Raw genomic sequence first — 15125 nt, 5'->3', positions numbered from 1 at the left:
TTTAGTGAGCGACAGCGGCAGCGCCGTGCTCGTCGATCAGATGGCCCGTGTAGAAGCGGTCCAGCGCGAACGGCGCGTTGAGCGGATGCGGCTCGTCGCGCGCGATGGTATGGGCGAACACCCAGCCCGAGCCCGGCGTCGCCTTGAAGCCGCCCGTGCCCCAGCCGCAGTTGAAGTAGAGGCCCTTCACGTCGGTCTTGCTGATGATGGGGCAGGCGTCCGGCGACACGTCCACGATGCCGCCCCACTGCCGGTTCATGCGCACGCGCGAGAACACCGGGAACATCTCCACGATGGCCTCCAGCGTGCCTTCGATCACCTGATAGCTGCCGCGCTGGCCGAAGCCCGAGTACTGGTCGATACCGGCGCCGATCACGAGGTCGCCCTTGTCGGACTGGCTGATGTACGCGTGCACCGCGTTCGACATCACCACCGTGTTGACCACGGGCTTGATGGGCTCGGAGACGAGCGCCTGCAACGGATGGCTTTCCAGCGGCAGCCGCACGCCGGCCATGTCCGCAAGCGTCGTCGTATTGCCCGCCGCCACCACCGCGACCTTCTTCGCCTTGATGAAGCCCTTCACCGTGTCCACGCCGACGACGGCGCCGCCCTCGCGGCGAATGCCCGTGACCTGGCAGTTCTGGATGATGTCCACGCCGGCCTGGTCCGCGCCGCGCGCGAAGCCCCAGGCCACCGCGTCGTGCCGCGCCACGCCGCCGCGCCGCTGGATGGATGCGCCCAGCACCGGATAGCGTGCGTTGAGGTTGATGGTGGGCTCGATTTCCTTGATCTGCGCGGGCGTGAGGAACTCGGCGTCCACGCCGTTGAGGCGGTTCGCGTTCACGCGGCGCTGTGTGTCGCGCACGTCCTGCAGCGTGTGCGCGAGGTTCATGACGCCGCGCTGGCTGAACATCACGTTGTAGTTGAGGTCCTGCGCGAGCCCTTCCCAGAGCTGCATCGCTTTTTCGTAGAGCGCCGCGGACTCGTCCCACAGATAGTTGGAACGCACGATCGTGGTGTTGCGCGCCGTGTTGCCGCCGCCTATCCAGCCCTTTTCGAGCACGGCCACGTTGCGCACGCCGTGCTCCTTCGCAAGGTAGTACGCGGTGGCGAGGCCGTGGCCCCCGCCGCCCACGATCACGACGTCGTATTCGCGCTTAGGCTCCGGGCTGCGCCACTGGCGCTCCCAGTTCTCGTGATACGACAGGCCGTTGCGGAACAGGCTGAATATCGAATAGCGGCTCATCTCTGCCTCTCGGGTTAGCACTCGATGACGTTCACGGCCAAACCGCCGCGCGACGTCTCCTTGTATTTCGTCTTCATGTCGGCGCCGGTTTCGCGCATGGTCTTGATCACGCTGTCGAGCGACACGTAATGCTGGCCATCGCCCTTGAGCGCCATGCGCGAAGCGTTGAGCGCCTTGATGGCGCCCATCGCGTTGCGTTCGATGCAGGGAATCTGCACGAGCCCGCCCACCGGGTCGCAGGTCATGCCGAGGTTGTGTTCCATGCCGATCTCGGCTGCGTTCTCCACCTGGGTCGCCGTGCCGCCCATCACCGCGGCAAGCGCGGCGGCGGCCATCGAGCAGGCCACGCCCACCTCGCCCTGGCAGCCCACTTCGGCGCCGGAGATGGAGGCGGTTTCCTTGTAGATGATGCCGATGGCGGCAGCCGTCAGAAGGAAGTCAACGATGCCGGCTTCGTTCGAACCGGGCACGAACTTCACGTAGTAATGGAGCACGGCGGGAATCACGCCGGCCGCGCCGTTGGTGGGCGCCGTGACGACGCGCCCGCCCGCGGCGTTCTCTTCGTTGACGGCCATCGCGTAGAGATTGACCCAGTCGAGCATGGAAAGCGGATCGCGCAGCGACTCTTCGGAGCGCGCGCGCAACTGCGCCGAGAGTTCGGCGGCACGCCGCTTCACCTTCATGGGGCCGGGCAGTTCGCCGTTCACCTTGCAGCCGCGCTCCACGCAGGCCGCCATCGTGCGCCAGATGGCCGCGAGGCCCTCGCGCACTTCGCGGGCCACGTCGGCGTCGTCCTTGCCCGACGCCGCGCGCAGCGCGCATTCGTTGCGAAACGCGACCTGCGCGACGGAAAGACCGCTTTCGCGGCACACGCGCATCAGGTCTTCGCCCGTGCGAAACGGGTACGGCACCTCGCCGGCCGCACGCACGCCGTTCACGCGGTCGCCGTCGCGGTTCACCACGAAGCCGCCGCCCACGGAGTAATACTCTTTCTCCACGAGCAGCTGGCCGTTCTCGTCGAAGGCCTGAAAGCGCATGCCGTTGGGATGGACGACACCCGTGCCGCCCATCAGGCGCCGGTAGAACGCGATGTGCTCCTTCTCGTCGAAGCGCACAGTCTGCTTGCCGAGCAGCGCGAGCGCGCGGTCGCCGCGAATCTGCGCGAGACGCGGCTCGATCATGTCGGGGTCGATCGATTCGGGCAGATGCCCTTCGAGGCCGAGCAGCACAGCCTTGTCGGTGCCGTGCCCTTTGCCGGTGGCGCCGAGCGAACCATAGAGCTCCACCTTCACGCGGCGCACGAAGGCGAGCAGGTTCGCGTCCTCGATGTGCGAGGCAAAGCGGCACGCGGCGATCATCGGGCCGACCGTGTGCGAGCTGGACGGGCCGATGCCGATCTTGAACAGATCGAAGACGCTGACGTTCATGGTGCGCGGGCTTCCGTTCGGGTGGGTGGGATGCCGGTGCCGCAGCGTTTTATACGGACTTCGCGTGCGGTTCACCAGCGTGCCGCCAGTACACCAAAGCGTAAAATCCGGCGATAGAACAAAAACGGCATGGAAATGGGACGCCACCGCCAGCGGCCCCGCAAGACGGGGGCTCCGTTCGCTTCTGCGAAGATTGGCGACGGAAAAACGCAAGCCGGGCGCGTGGGGATGGGCGACGCTAGGGTCGGTTCAGTCGCGAACCCCGCCTCGCTCGTGCGCCGCACCATGCCGTCTGCCGAGACAACGCCTGCAAGCGTTCGTGCCCACGCAAACCTGGGTGCCGAACCGCCTGCCCCTACCTGCGCAGCCGACCATGAACACCGCTGAACCGCTTCCGCTCTACTCCGTCGACAGCGCACCGAAGGAACGCATCCGCTTTGCCATCGTGCTGCTGCCGAACTTCACGCTGACGGCGTTCTCCGGTTTCGTGGACATGCTGCGGCTTTCCGCCGACGAAGGCGACTACAGCAAGCCGGTGCGCTGCTCGTGGAGCGTGGTGGGCGACACGCTCGCGCCCGTGCGTGCAAGCTGCGGCATCCAGATCACGCCATGGCAGACCTTCGCCGAGGCCGAACCGTTCGACTACCTCGTGGTGGTGGGCGGCCTGCTCCATTCGGGGCCGCAGGCCAACGAGGAAACGCTGCAGTTCATCCGCAGCGCGGCACGCGCGAACGCGACGCTCGTGGGCATCTGCACGGGCGTGTTCGCGCTGATGCGCGCGGGCGTGCTGGAGGACCATCGCATCTGCGTGAGCTGGTTCCACTACTGGGACTTCGTGGAGCGCTTTCCGGCGGTGAACGCGGATAGCCTCGTCGCGGACCGCCTGTTCGTGATCGACCGGCGACGCATCACCTGCTCGGGCGGCCGCGCCTCCATCGACGTGGCCGCCGCCATTCTGCTGCGCCACTTCGAGCACGCCACGGTGCAAAAGGCGCTGCGCATCCTGCTCGTGGGCGAGATGCAGAAGGGCAACGCGCCGCAGCCGCATCCACCGGGACTCGCGCCCGCCACGCACCCGAAGGTGAAGCGTGCCATCCTCGTGATGGAACAGCACGTGGGCCGCACGCTGCCGCTCGAAGAGCTGGCGTGCAAGCTCGACCTCTCGCCGCGCCAGTTGGAGCGGCTCTTCAAGGCGGAAACGGGACGCAGCCCGCAGGCGTTCGCCAAGCAGGTGCGCCTGCGCACCGCGGCCTGGCTGCTCACGAGTTCGGACCGTACCGTGGCCGACATCGCATCGAGCTGCGGCTTTTCCGATGCCTCGCACCTAGGGCGCGAGTTTCGCAAGCAGTTTGGCGTGCCGCCCGTCGCGTTTCGCGAGCAGCGCGCGGGCACGCCGGACGCGGGCGCCGCAGCGCTCGACGAGACGTTTCCGGGGCGAGTCGACGTTTATTGATCGTTGTTGACCGAGCGGGCGGTGGGGCTGCGTTTTCGGCGACGTTTTCCGCCACGTTTTCGGACCGCGCTTCGGACTGCGCTTCTCGCCACGACCGCGCTTTGGACCGCGTTTCGGATCACGCTTCTAGCCACGTTTCAGACCACATTCGGACTGCGGCGTACCGCAACCAGCCCGACTGGCTTCAAGACGAGCGCACGATTTGTCGCCTACTCGCCGCCTACCTGCCGCCTCAGATCATGGATCGCGCCACGCGGCACGCCGCCAGGTCCCATGCGGCACAGCCGACGCTCTTGAGCATGACCGGCTGCCCGCCCTGCACGACGGCACATGCGCCTGACGCACCGGCCGACTGGATCGCGTCGGCAAGACTCGACACGCTCGTCCAGTCCACGCCCGCCTGGATATAGTCGCCCGCCTCGTGCGCGGCGCCGGCGAGGTCGTCCACGTAACGCACGCTGCCCAGCACGGTACGCGCGCCGATCTCGACGGCGTCGGCGGTGAAGGCCCCCACGCCGATCACAAGCCGCGCGGCGAGCGGTGCTTCGTCGTAGACGGCCGTCTTGCTCGTGGTCGCCGTTATCACGAGGTCCACCGACTCGGGCACGCCCGCCTCCAGGAGCGGCACGAGGCCGCCCGGCACACGGGCCGCATGGGCCGAATGGGCCTCGCAGAACGCCACGGCGCGTGCCGGCGAACTGCCCTGCACGCGCACCTTCGCCGCGGGAAAGAGTTCGCCGATCGCCTCCACGTGATTGAGCGCCTGCGTGCCCGTGCCGATCACGAGCACGTCGCGCGGCGCGGCGCGGGCAAAGAGCCGGATGCCCAGCATCGAGACCGCCGCCGTGCGGCGCCCCGTCACCGTGGGACCGTCGAGCATGAAGAGCGGCACACCGCTGTCCGCATCGCACGCCGTCACCTGGCCGTGAATGGTCGGCCAGCCGCGCGCGCGGTTGCCGGGACACACGTTGACGAGCTTGTGAATCGCGATGTCCGGCGCCGTGGCCGGCATGGAGAGCATCACGCCGCCGCTGTTGAGCGGCACGACGAGACGCTCGGGGCTCGCGATGCGCCCGTGCGCGTAGTCGACGGCGGCAATCTGGATCGCCTCGACGAGAGCCGCGTAAGGCAGGCGCCGGGCGGTCTCGGCCGCATCGAAAGCCGGTGGCGTGTGACTGGCGGTCATGGTGGTTTCCTGGTTCATGTGGTCGTCTATGTGACAGTAAGGCAGCGGCGCCAGGCGGCACTTCGCCTGCCCTTGTTCTGTACTGGCCCGGAATGTAGACCAGCTTGGGGCCTGCATCAACCTGTCAGGGCGACGGCCGGCAGTTTCGACCGCAGCGTGCGGCGATGAGGGAAACCAACGTGCGTGGTGATGCGGATGCTGCCTGTGTTGATGTCGGGCATGTCGGGCAGCGCATTTTGCGGGTGGGATGAGAGATGGGGGAGCGTCAGAGGGGCCGCTGAAGGCGGCATTGAAGTCGATGTCAGGCGACACGCCGGAATGCGCGCCGGTTTCGGATTGCCGATCCCCGGGATATCGGGCAATCGAAACCGGCGTTTCGAATAACACGGCTTGATTCAGCCGGGATGCCTCAGCCAATCAAATCTCAGCCGGCCGCACCTCGCCGGCCGCGCAACCGTCATCCCTCGCCCGGCAAAGAAACGCGTCATCTGGTCGAACCGCAAATACGCGTCGGCCTGATGCGGCGCCACGCCCGACGGGTTGTGGAACCACACGCCCTGCGCATCGCGCCCGTGCAGCAGCACGAGATGCCCACCCTGCCTTGCGTTGGGCCGCTCCGGGTAGCGAATCTCCGGGCTGACCGAGGCGATGGCAAGCGTGTTCTCGTCGATGCGCGCCGCCAGATCCGCCAGCGTCACGGTGCCCAGCACCTCCACGCGCAGGCCGAATGCGCGCTCCGCCCACGTGCCGAAGGGTCGATAGATCAGCCCGTCGACGCCACCGTCGTCGCGCAGACGGTAGACGTCGTGACGCAGTGCTTCGTCGAGCAGATGCGCACGCGAACCATGCGCGATGGCCCAATAGTCGAGCAGCGATTCCAGGCACGTGAGCCCGCACAGGCGTTTGGCCCAGAAGCGGTAGCGCTCGGGGTCGGTAAAGCCGCTGCGCGTCCAGGCGGGATCGGCGCAGGGGTCGGCGCCGTCTTCGACGATCGCCCGCACCCACTCGGGGCTGCCCCACTGCGCGTAGTACGGCACGCGCACATGGCGATAGACGTTCTTGTTCATGTCGTTTGTCTCGAATCTCGAGGAGGGCAAGGCAGGCGCTCGCAGCAACGCCCTCCACTCCCATCAAAGTCCTTCAAAGCCCCTCAACGCCCATCCACACGCCCAAGCGCCGCGGCCACGCGCTCGCGCAACGTGGGCAGCACCTCCGCGTCGAACCACGGATTGCGCTTGAACCACGCGACGTTGCGCGGCGACGGATGCGGCAGCGGCATCACCTGCGGGCCGAACTCGCGCCAGCGTAGCAGCGTGTCCGTGAGCGTGGGGCCGAAGGCGTCGCCCAGACCGAAACGCTGCGCGTACTGACCGACGAGCAAGGTCAGCTTCACGTCGCGCAATTGGGCGAGCAGCGCGTCGTGCCAGCGCGCGGCGCATTCGGGACGCGGCGGCAGATCGCCGCTCGCGCCCCGCCCCGGAAAGCAGAAACCCATGGGCACGATCGCGAACTTCGTGGCGTCGTAGAACGTGGCGTCGTCCACACCGAGCCAGGCGCGCAGACGCGTGCCGCTTGCGTCGCTCCAGGGCACGCCGGACGCATGCACGCGCGCGCCGGGCGCCTGGCCGATCAACAGGATGCGCGCCTCGGCCGCCGCAGCCAGCACCGGACGCGGCGCGTGCGGCAGCACAGGCGCGCAGATCGTGCACGCGCGGATCTCGCGCAGCAACGTATCGAGCGAGCGGGACGGCGGGGACTGCTTCTTCGCGGTCATGGCGTCATGGGGTCAGGCGGGACGGACGCAACGGTGAACGCCACGCCGGCGGATGGCAAGGCGCCCCCGGCATTACAGCATGCTCCGCGGCCGTTGCATCGTGCCGTCGAAGAAGCGCTGCAGCCGGAACGCCGAGAGATCGAGGGAAGGCTGACCGTCGCTAATCCATTCGGCCACCAGCCGCCCCACGATGGGCCCCATCGCGAAACCGTGTCCACAAAAGCCCGTGGCGATGACGAGGCCGGGCGTTTGCGGTGGCGCGTCGATGACGGGAATGCCGTCGGGCAGCACATCGATCAAACCGGCCCATGCCTCAACCACCTGCGCGCCGGCCAGCGCGGGGAACAACGCGCGCAGCTTCGCGAGCGCACGCGGCGCGTGCCGCGCATTCGGCTGCGGCTGCGGATCGCGCGGATGGATCACGCGCTCGCCCGCCTTCACCACGCCGGGCAAACGCTCGTAGAGATCGCGTGCGAACGCGCCGTTCAGGTGAAAACGAAATGCCTCGTGCCGCGCCCAAAGCTCCGGCAAAAACCATTTGAGCGCACGCAGATGGCCGAGCGTGATGTCGACGTCCACCTGCATGTCGTCGGCCAGATTGATGGCGCCGTTGGCGCGCTGACGGATGCCGAGGCCGTGACCCCAGAACGTGGACGCCGTCACGGCGGGCAGTGCGTTGGTTCGCATGCAGGTACCGCGCACGGCTTGCTGCGGGAGTTCCAGGCCGAGCGTGGCAAGCAGGCGCCAGCTCGTCGCGCCGGCCGCGCAAACGAAATGGCGCGTACGGATCGTGCCGCGCTCCGTCACCACGCCAGCGACGGCGCCCGCCTCGCGCTCCACGGCCACCACGCCGCAGCCTTCGATGAACCGCGCGCCCGCTTCCACCGCGCGTGCGGCGAACGCGGGCGCCGCGCGACGCGGCTCGGCCTGGCCGTCGGTCGGCGTGTAGAGGCCGCCGTGTGCGGGGCCGTGCATCCCGCTCACATAGCGGTCAATCTCTTTGCGCGAGAGCACGCGCGTGTCGAGTCCGTACTGGCGCGCGACCTCCGTCCATTGCTGGAACGAGGCCCAGTCTTCGTCATTGCCCGCGACATAGAGGCAGCCGCCCTGGCGCCACTCGAGGTCGAAGCCGAGTTCCGCTTCCAGCTGTTCCCAGAGGCGGATGCCCGCCATCATGAGCGGCACCTCGGCTGCCTCGCGGCCCTGTTGACGCACGAAGCCCCACGCGCGCGTGGACTGTTGGCCTGCGATGCGCGACTTGTCGAGCACCACGGCCTTGAGCCCGCGCCGCGCGAGATAGTACGCAGCGGCGCAGCCCATGATGCCCGCGCCAGCGATGACGACGTCGGCGTGAGTGGGAAACGGTTCGTTGGAAGGCGAGAGGTTGGCGTGCAGCGGGTAGGTGGTCGTCATGGGCGAAGGGGGACGAATAAGCGCAACGTCTTGCGGTCGGACCGTGCATCTTCGCAGGCCCGTCGCCGCATGGCAAATGCGCAGAGTCCCTCTCGCGGCACTACGTCGAGCCTTCTATGCCGCCGTGCATGTCACCTTCGCCGCCCTCGCGGCCCGCCGATCAATGATGCTCGAAGAGCGAATGCGGAACGACGTAGTGCGGCAGTACGCCAGGCTGCCCAGACTGGGACACGCTCGACACACCCGAGCCATAGCCCGTTGTTTCATTCGACGTCTGAGCCGATGCCATGTTGGCCGCGGGGCCATTCGCCGCGTTGTACGCGGGGTACTTCGTCTTGTCCTGATGCAGCGTGCCGTTCTGTTCGGCCTGGGCAATCTGTGCCTTCACGTCGCTGCGCATGAGCGGGCCAGTAGTGCCGGTAGTGCCGGTAGTGCCGGTCTGAGCGAAGGACGCGACCGGAGCAATAAGCGCGACGGCGACAGCCAGCGTTGAAATAAAGGTCTTCATGGTGCTCTCCTTGTACCTGCTTCGTGTTTCCGCCCGGCCGATCCGGGCGAAGATGCCTCACGATGCACAAGGTCAGAATAGCCAGTACACCTTAACGGAGCCTTAGCCCTGGCACACCAAAAAGAACGCCAAAAAAACGAGGAGCTATGTGTTGCCGGATGTGGACACTGAGGTGGACACCGAGGTGGACACTCAGGTGGCCCCCCGGCGCCACACCGGCACAGGGTCAGGTCGTCGTGACCGGTTCGACCGCCCGCAGGCCGCTCAATTTGACCGACAGTCCGCCTTGCGGCGAAACATTGCCAAGCGAGAGCGTTGCGTGATGACGGCCCGCAATGCGCGACACGATGGCAAGGCCCAGTCCGCTGCCCTGCCCCATGGCATGCTCGCCGCGATAGAAGCGGTCCAGCACGCGGCCGCGCTCGCTCTCGGGAATGCCGGGACCGGTATCGGCCACTTCCAGCGTCAGCTTGCCGCCGTCGCGCGTCAACATCACGTCGACTCGCCCGCCTGGGGGCGTGTAGCGGATTGCGTTATCCACGAGATTGGAGAGCAGCACCCCGAGCGAATTCGGCTCGGCCAGCGCCATGCAGGCATCGTCGTCTGCGGCGGCGCCGTTGCGCGACACGACGAGCCCCAGATCGATCGACTTCACTTCGGCAAGCAGCGAGAAGTCGCCCACCGTCTGCTCGCAGAGTCGCCTCAAGCTCACGGCCTTCATCGGCGCCGGCTGTTGGGCATCTTCGCGCGCGAGCGTGAGCAGTTGATGCACGAGATGGATGATGCGATTGAGCCGCCCTTCCACGCGTTCGATGGTGGCCGCGTCACCCTTCAGCGTGCCGTCGCGCACGGCGCCCTGAAGCTGCAGCTTGAGCGCCGTGAGCGGCGAGCGAAGTTCGTGGGCGGCGTCTGCGACGAAGGTGCGCTGCGCCTGCAAGGCCACGTTGAGCCGGTGCAGCAGGTCGTTGACCGCTTCCACGAGCGGCCGGATCTCGACCGGCACGTCGCGCCCGTCGAGTTGCAGCGGTTGAAGCGAATCGATGGAACGCGTGGCGAGCGCGCGCGAGAGTCGGCCGATGGGCGCGAGTCCGCGTGCTACTGCAAACAGCACGAGCGCAATGGTGGGCGGGATCAGCACGCCGAGCGGCCAGAGCGTGCGCAACGCGAGCCGCAAGGCGAGGTCTTCGCGCACGTCGATGGGCTGCGCGACCTGCACGAAACGCCCCGGCTGCTGCACGCCGAACACACGCCAGTGGTGCTCGGCGTGCTCGACGGTTCTCAGCCCTTCGGGATAGCGCGCGAGCGCCGGCGCGGACGACGAGCGGTAGACGAGCTGGCCCGCAGCGTCCCAGATGCCGATCACGATGCGTTCGTCGCCGATATTGCCGAACGCGGGGCCGCCGCTACGGTTTGTGCTACCGGCAGCGAGATTCGACGGCAGCGAGATCGCCACCACGCGAAGTTCGTAGTCGAAAAGCTCGCTGGCCTCGTGCTTCGCGCTATGGAAGATGCCGGCGCCCGCGGCGAGCGCCGCGACGGCAAGACCGAAGATGAGCCAGCCCAGCAGCCAGCGACGGATGGACCTCATTCGCAGCGCTTCAGCCGGTAGCCCACGCCACGCACGGTCACGATCTGATCGGCGCCGATCTTGCGGCGCAAGCTGTGCACGTGCACTTCGATCGTATTGCTGCCCACTTCCTCGCCCCATCCATAAAGTTTCTCTTCCAGTTCCGCGCGCGTGAACACGCGCGAAGGCTCTTCGATCAGCACCTGCAGCAGCGCAAATTCACGCGGCACGAGGGCCACGGGTTCGCCGTTCCTCGTCGCCTCGTGCGAGGCGGGATCGAGCGCGAGTTCGCCATGCGTGTACACGGGCTGCTTCTGCCCCGTGCGGCGCCTCAGCAGCGCGCGCACGCGGGCGGCCAGTTCGTCGAGATCGAACGGCTTGATGAGATAGTCGTCGGCACCGGCGTCGAGGCCGCGAATGCGGTCGTCCACGGCGTCGCGCGCGGTGAGGATGATGACGGGCGCCGCGCCCCCGTGATTGCGGTAGCCGCGCAGCACGTCGATGCCGTCCTTCTTCGGCAGCCCCAGATCGAGCAGTACCAGATCATAGACGCCGTTGCCGAGCGACAGCTCGGCCGCGCGGCCGTCCTGCGCCCAGTCGATGGCGTAGCCCGCCCGGCGCATCGCTTCCAGCACCGGCTCGGCAATCATGTCGTCGTCTTCGACCAGCAAAAGCCGCATTCCCTTCCCCCTCCCTTTGCGCTGCGGACCACCAAACGCCCATTGTGGCGAGCCGCAGCTTAACGCTTCCTGATGAATTGCTTAAATGCCCGAACTCCGGGCACGCTATTTCATCAGAGGATTAAATGCCTGCCCAGTTAATCGGTTACTTCGTAAAAATGCACGCTTCGTGCAGCATGCGATTCCATCAGCGAAAAATTCCATGCCTCGAAACACTTCATTACACGTTTTTTGCAATTTATGCGTTTAGAATAACGCCCGATCCGGCGCCGTTTAACACGGGGGTACGCGCGCCGGCACGTGAAGACGGCACGCCGCCTGCTGGGCGCGCCGCACCTTCGCGTAATCGCTGCTTCGTACTGCGTAGCCGGTCGGCTCGCGGGGCGGGCGCTGCCGAGACAGGCGCCCTTGAGCCGCATGACGTCCATCACCCCGATATAACCTCAATCGACGGACATCCACGCAGTATGGCCAACGTTTCACAATCACCCGACTCGCTTGCGGTCGCGGAACGTGTGCGCGAACTGATGAGCCGCCATGGCATCGGCAAGCGCCATCAAACCACCGAGTTGTGCCGCATTCTCGATCTGAGTTTTTCGCAGGGGCACCGCAAGCTGCGCGGCAATAGTCCCTGGACGCTTTCGCAAATCAAGAAAGTCGCCGAGGCATTCGGCGAGCCGGCGGCGCAGTTGTTCGGCGCGCAGTCGCTCGACCCCGGCATGGTGGGCGCGGTCGCCCACGAGGCCGTGTTCGCGGTGGCCGCCATCGAAATGCCTTGTACGGCGTGGGTGGGCGCGCCCATCGAGCCCGGCAGCCGGCCCGAATTCATCGCGTACTCGAAGCAGGGCCAGTGGCGCGTGGTGCGCCACGACGGCGCGCTCTATCAGAACGCGCACGAGGTTCACAAGATCGAGATCTACCCGCGCCGGCCCGAGAACGACCGGCCGCTCATCGCTGTGGTGGACGACGACCGCACCTCCGCGGACAACCTGCGCGATTACCTCGAACACAACGGCTTTGCGGCGCTCGCGCTGTACGGCCTCACGGCGTTTTCCGAGGCGCTGCAAAGCCAGGTCTTCGACGGCGTGGTGATCGACTGGCTGTTCGGCACGCAGACGTCCGCCGAGGCGATTCGCGCGGTGCGCGCCTCCGAAAACCCCGACGCGCCGATCCTGGTGCTCACGGGCGAACTGCTGACGGGCAAGGCGAGCGAATCGGAGATCGGCGAAATCATTCGCGCCTACGACGTGGCCTGCCACGAGAAGCCCGCGCGCATGGCGATCATCGCGGCGGACCTCTCGAAGCGGCTCAATCGCGGCTGAGGCTGGGGCTGAGACTGGGCCTTCTGCGCGTCTGGTTCAGCGCTGCGCTTCGGTCAGACCGGAGCGCGGCCGCGAGCGGCCAGCGGCCAGCGCCCGCTGAAGCGCGGCCCGCAGTACGTCGTAATGAACGGGCTTGGTGAGGCTGTCGAAGAACGCTGCCGGGAACGTCTGCCCACCGCCGTCAGGGCCGCGCGCGTCGAGGTCGGACATGTACGCGCTCACGGCAATCACGCGCGGCAGGCCGCCCGGGTAAGCGCCCGTGCCGACGCGCATGTCGAGATCGGCCATCAGCGAATAGCCGTCCCGGCCAGGCATGTGCAGATCGAGCAGCATCACGTCGCAGCGCTGGCTGTCGAGCCAGGCCAGGGCTTCTTCGACATCGGCCGCCGCGTGCACGCTGTAACCCATGTGCGCCACCATCTCGCAGAGCGATTCGCGTACGAGCGGGTTGTCGTCCACTACCAGCACCTGCGGCGGCGCGGCGCTGCGCGCATCCGTCGCGGCATGCGCGGCGGGGTTGCCCGGCACGGACCGCACCGGCACGGTCACCGTGAAGGTCGTGCCCTCGCCCAGGCGGCTGTCGGTCTCGATCGTGCCGCCGAACAGATCCACCAGCCCCTTCACGATGGCGAGCCCCATGCCCGCGCCTTCGAAGCGCCGCGAGCGCGAGGCGTCAAGCTGCGTGAACTCCCTGAAAATCTGTGGAATCTGCGCGTGCGGCACACCAGGCCCCGTATCACGGACCACGATGGAGAGCAGGTCCGGCAACATCACGAACTCGAGATGAACCGAGCCGCGCTCCGTGTAGCGGATCGCGTTGGTGACGAGGTTGTTCGCAATCTGGCGGATGCGATGCGGGTCCGACACCACACGCCCGCCGCCGCGCTCGGCACGCGCCGCGCGCTCGAACACAAGTCCTTTCGCACGCGCGGCAGCTTCATGCTGATCGGCAATGGATGCGAGCAGTTCGCGCGGATCGAACTCCTCGTCGCGCAACTCCAGCTTGCCGGCGCCGAGCCGCGCGTAGTCGGTCAGGTCCTTCATCTGCGTTTCGAGCTGCCGCGCCGCGATTTCAAGCCGGCGGATCACCTTGCCGTCCGCCTCCGAATGCGGCGTGAGCCCAAGCAGTTCGATCGACGACACGATGGCGTGCAGCGGCGTACGCAATTCGTGGCTGATCATGCCGAGAAACGCGTCTTTCGCGAGGCTCGCCTCGCGCGCCGCACGGCTTGCGTCGTGCTCGGCGGCGAGCAACGCCTTTTGCTGGTTGATGAGCCGCGTGCGCCGGAACCCGTTGAACACGAGCAACGCGGTGGCCGCCGCCGAAAGCAGCAGCAAACCGACACCTGCGGCAAACAGCATGCGGCGCTTCGCAAGAAAGTCGCGGCTCATTGCCTCGCGGTCTTCCACGTCGGCAAAGCGCCGGCTGAGCGCAAGTTCGTTGACGGTGTTCCAATGGCTGTGCAGCGCCGCGAAAACCTGGCCGGCGAGGTCGGGATTGGCTTCGAGCGCCGCGATTTGCGGATCGATTTCGGCCACGAGCGCATCGAGCGCCGCAAGCTCCGCTTGCTGGCGCCGCTGCAAGTCCGGCTGCGACGCGAGGTTCCGCGTAGACCCGGCCAGCACATGCAGCTTCGACTGCAGCACCGCGTAACGCAGTTGCAGCTTCGCGTAATCGCGATTGGCGCCGAAGCGGTATTGCAGCAGCTGGTTCTCCAGCCGGGCGTAGGCGATCTGCAACTGCGCGGCGTCCCAGTAATAGCCGTCGTAAGCGCCCGTGATGCGCTGCGTGGCGCGCGAATCGATCAGGTTCGCGTACAGCAGATAGCCCACCGCCGCGACCGGTGGCGCAATCGCCACGAGCCACACGAGGACGAGAACGAAGCGGCGTAACGGACGGCGCATCACTTGACGACGATCGACTTGATCTGCCACGCGAACTTCGAATCGCCGCCAGGCCCGCCCAGTTCCGATGGGAACGTGTCGCGCGGATAGATCAGAAAAAGCGGCCCGAAGTCGCTCATCTTCAGGCGCTGCCCGTTCATGCTGTAGGCGAGCACGACGCCGTAGCGACCGGCATCGGCCATGGGCACGACGCAGGTGTAGTCGTCGAAGGTATGGATTTCGAGTTGCGTGCCATTCGCGCCCACCGTCTTCAGCACGTCGGAAAGCAACGGGCCCGTGAACGTGGAGCGCGGTGTCCAGGTGGTGGACGTCGTGATGGCATGCACGGGCAGCGCGAGCAGTTGCGCTTCGCTGAAGTGATAGACGGTGTGCGTTGCGTCGTTCGTGTTGGCGATCTTGCCTTTCACGTCGAGCGACAGCGTGGCCGCAAGCGCGTGCGAAGCGATCAACGATGCCGCGCACACGAGCGCGGCCCGCATTCCCCCTAGCCTGCGCGACCGCCCCGCCGTACGCGAGGCCGAAGCCTGGTCTTCGTGCATTTCTTTCATGCCCCGTTATTCGTCCGCTTTGATCTGGCGCTGCGTTTGCCGCGCCGCCCTTGAGCCGGGGAGCGTGTTCACGCAGGCCCATGCATAATATCGTCA

The 15125-nt window shown here is 66.9% G+C and carries 13 protein-coding genes; 2 read left to right on the top strand and 11 right to left on the bottom strand.

Annotation, left to right across the window (positions count from 1 at the left end):
• Nucleotide 1: 1 nt before the first annotated feature.
• Nucleotides 2-1246 carry a sarcosine oxidase subunit beta family protein gene (locus P2869_RS23005; RefSeq protein WP_126877517.1) on the bottom strand — a complete coding sequence of 415 codons (1245 nt, stop codon included), beginning with the start codon at nucleotides 1244-1246 and terminating at the stop codon, nucleotides 2-4.
• 14 nt (nucleotides 1247-1260) lie between these two features.
• Nucleotides 1261-2673 carry an L-serine ammonia-lyase gene (locus tag P2869_RS23000; RefSeq protein WP_277599670.1) on the bottom strand — a complete coding sequence of 471 codons (1413 nt, stop codon included), beginning with the start codon at nucleotides 2671-2673 and terminating at the stop codon, nucleotides 1261-1263.
• A 373-nt stretch (nucleotides 2674-3046) separates the two neighbouring features.
• On the opposite strand from P2869_RS23000, the gene P2869_RS22995 reads away from it, so the two are divergent.
• Nucleotides 3047-4126 carry a GlxA family transcriptional regulator gene (locus tag P2869_RS22995; protein ID WP_017773685.1) on the top strand — a complete coding sequence of 360 codons (1080 nt, stop codon included), beginning with the start codon at nucleotides 3047-3049 and terminating at the stop codon, nucleotides 4124-4126.
• A gap of 232 nt (nucleotides 4127-4358) precedes the next feature.
• Here P2869_RS22995 and lhpI read toward each other — a convergent pair whose 3' ends face one another.
• The 7 genes from lhpI to P2869_RS22960 all read right to left on the bottom strand — a co-directional run bounded on the left by lhpI (nucleotide 4359) and on the right by P2869_RS22960 (nucleotide 11254).
• Nucleotides 4359-5312: a bifunctional Delta(1)-pyrroline-2-carboxylate/Delta(1)-piperideine-2-carboxylate reductase gene (gene lhpI, locus P2869_RS22990; RefSeq protein ID WP_277599669.1), complete on the bottom strand. Its 954-nt coding sequence runs from the start codon at nucleotides 5310-5312 to the stop codon at nucleotides 4359-4361.
• 395 nt (nucleotides 5313-5707) lie between these two features.
• Nucleotides 5708-6379 carry a C39 family peptidase gene (locus P2869_RS22985; protein WP_277599668.1) on the bottom strand — a complete coding sequence of 224 codons (672 nt, stop codon included), beginning with the start codon at nucleotides 6377-6379 and terminating at the stop codon, nucleotides 5708-5710.
• An 83-nt stretch (nucleotides 6380-6462) separates the two neighbouring features.
• On the bottom strand, nucleotides 6463-7086 hold the full coding sequence (locus P2869_RS22980; RefSeq protein ID WP_017773680.1) for a uracil-DNA glycosylase family protein: 624 nt from the start codon (nucleotides 7084-7086) through the stop codon (nucleotides 6463-6465).
• A 72-nt stretch (nucleotides 7087-7158) separates the two neighbouring features.
• Nucleotides 7159-8499: an FAD-binding oxidoreductase gene (locus P2869_RS22975; RefSeq protein WP_277599667.1), complete on the bottom strand. Its 1341-nt coding sequence runs from the start codon at nucleotides 8497-8499 to the stop codon at nucleotides 7159-7161.
• A 160-nt stretch (nucleotides 8500-8659) separates the two neighbouring features.
• Nucleotides 8660-9007, bottom strand: coding sequence for a DUF4148 domain-containing protein (locus P2869_RS22970; RefSeq protein ID WP_277599666.1), 348 nt, complete (start codon nucleotides 9005-9007; stop codon nucleotides 8660-8662).
• A gap of 226 nt (nucleotides 9008-9233) precedes the next feature.
• Nucleotides 9234-10595: an ATP-binding protein gene (locus P2869_RS22965; RefSeq protein ID WP_017773677.1), complete on the bottom strand. Its 1362-nt coding sequence runs from the start codon at nucleotides 10593-10595 to the stop codon at nucleotides 9234-9236.
• Nucleotides 10592-11254, bottom strand: coding sequence for a response regulator (locus tag P2869_RS22960; protein ID WP_199543679.1), 663 nt, complete (start codon nucleotides 11252-11254; stop codon nucleotides 10592-10594). Before P2869_RS22960 ends, P2869_RS22965 begins: the two co-directional genes overlap by 4 nt.
• Nucleotides 11255-11721: 467 nt before the next feature.
• Here P2869_RS22960 and P2869_RS22955 point away from each other — a divergent pair, with 467 nt between their 5' ends.
• Nucleotides 11722-12576, top strand: coding sequence for a helix-turn-helix domain-containing protein (locus tag P2869_RS22955; RefSeq protein WP_017773675.1), 855 nt, complete (start codon nucleotides 11722-11724; stop codon nucleotides 12574-12576).
• A 36-nt stretch (nucleotides 12577-12612) separates the two neighbouring features.
• On the opposite strand, the gene P2869_RS22950 is transcribed toward P2869_RS22955, so the two are convergent.
• Nucleotides 12613-14481: an ATP-binding protein gene (locus P2869_RS22950; RefSeq protein WP_277599832.1), complete on the bottom strand. Its 1869-nt coding sequence runs from the start codon at nucleotides 14479-14481 to the stop codon at nucleotides 12613-12615.
• Nucleotides 14481-14960 (bottom strand): molybdopterin-dependent oxidoreductase, encoded by a 480-nt coding sequence (locus P2869_RS22945; RefSeq protein WP_277599830.1) that lies wholly within the window; start codon nucleotides 14958-14960, stop codon nucleotides 14481-14483. The genes P2869_RS22950 and P2869_RS22945 overlap by 1 nt, the downstream gene beginning before the upstream one ends.
• Nucleotides 14961-15125 lie beyond the last annotated feature (165 nt).

The organism is Paraburkholderia sp. SUR17 (assembly GCF_029536165.1).
Taxonomy (GTDB): domain Bacteria; phylum Pseudomonadota; class Gammaproteobacteria; order Burkholderiales; family Burkholderiaceae; genus Paraburkholderia; species Paraburkholderia kururiensis.
Note: the sequence above shows the minus strand (reverse complement) of the source record. Positions and strands in the feature narration are given on the sequence as shown.